The sequence below is a fragment of the Sphaerospermopsis aphanizomenoides BCCUSP55 genome, from assembly GCF_001586785.1.
GTDB lineage: Bacteria > Cyanobacteriota > Cyanobacteriia > Cyanobacteriales > Nostocaceae > Sphaerospermopsis_A > Sphaerospermopsis_A aphanizomenoides_A.
The window spans coordinates 1-1,406 of record NZ_LUFH02000218.1; the positions used below are offsets into that span (position 1 = coordinate 1).

The following is a 1,406-nucleotide window of genomic DNA, read 5'->3' on the forward strand; positions in this document are numbered from 1 at the left end:
GAACAGCCTGGACGCCACGGTCCTGAACGGCGTCGCCACCCGCGAGGCCTTCGCCGAGGTGCTGTCCAAGGCCGGCGTCAAGCCCGGCGACAAGCTGAGCGTCGACCAGATCCAGAAGATCCAGGCCTTCTTCGATCCCAACACGGGCAAGTTCGACAAGAAGACCTTCGACGCGCGCCTGCGCGAAAACGGCATGACGCCCGAGAACTTCGACGCCGGCCTGCGCGACCAGATGGCGACCCAGCACTGGGCCGTCGCGGTCCAGAACGGCCTGTCCGCCCCGCGCAGCTACGGCGCCCTGGCCGCCATCTACGGCCTGGAAGCGCGCGACCTCGCCTTCGTGACCCTCGCGCCCAGCAGCGTCCCGGCGCCCGCCGCGCCTACCGACGCCCAGCTGCAGAGCGTCATCAACGAGAACAAGGACCGCCTGACCGCCCCCGGGACCCGCGTCCTGTCGGTCGTGCTGTGCACGCCCGCCGGCGTGCAGGCCCAGGCCTCGGCCCCGATCGACCCGGCCGAGCTGCAGAAGCGCTACCAGTTCCGCAAAGACACGCTGTCGACCCCCGAGGTCCGCAGCCTCGTGCAGATCCCCGTGAAGGACCAGGCGTCCGCCCAGCAGGTCACGGCCCGCCTGGCCCGCGGCGAGGCTCCGGCCGCCGTCGCCAAGTCGCTGGGCGTGGACGCGGTCGTCTACGACGCCAAGCCGATGTCGGCGATCAGCGACCGCAAGGTCGGCCAGGCCGCCTTCCGCCTGCCCGCCGGTCAGCCCGCGACCGTCCAGGGCGACCTGGGCCTGGCCGTGGTCCGCGTCAGCGCGATCACCCCCGGCCGCGAGGTCAGCCTGGAGGAAGCCCGCCCGATGCTCGAGGCCGAGATCCGCAAGGACATGGTCGCCGAGAAGGTCTACGCCCAGACCCAGGCGTTCGACGACACCATCAAGGACGGCGGCGACCTCGCATCCGCCGCCAAGAAGGCCGGCGTCACGGTCACCCCGCTGGGCCCGATCTCGGCGCAGGGCGTCGACGCACAGGGCCGCCAGCTGCAGGGCCTGCCGCCCAAGATCCTCGAGACCGCCTTCGCCCTGCCCACCGGGGCCGAGAGCGACATCACCGACCTGGGCGACGGCGCCTACTTCGCCGTGAAGGTCGACCGCGTCGTGGCCGCCCATGTGCCGCCGCTGGCCGAGGTCCGCCCGATGGTCACCCAGTTCTGGATCCAGCGTGAGCTGGTCCGCGCCCTGGAGGCCAAGGCCGCCGGCCTGAGCGAGCGCATCCGCAAGGGCGAGACCCTCGAGGCCGTCGCCGCCTCGGCCGGCCTGACCGTCAGCCGCGTGCCGGGCCTGACCCGCCAGACCGCCCAGCAGCAACAGGCCCTGGGCCGCGAGGTCATCGGCCGCGCGCTGGCCG

Annotated in this window: 1 protein-coding gene; it reads left to right on the forward strand. The window is 72.7% G+C overall.

The window, feature by feature from the left end; translation table 11 throughout:
• Nucleotides 1–1,406, forward strand: a 1,406-nt coding sequence (locus A0J48_RS26370; RefSeq protein WP_200327531.1) for a peptidyl-prolyl cis-trans isomerase, incomplete at both ends; no start/stop codon positions are given.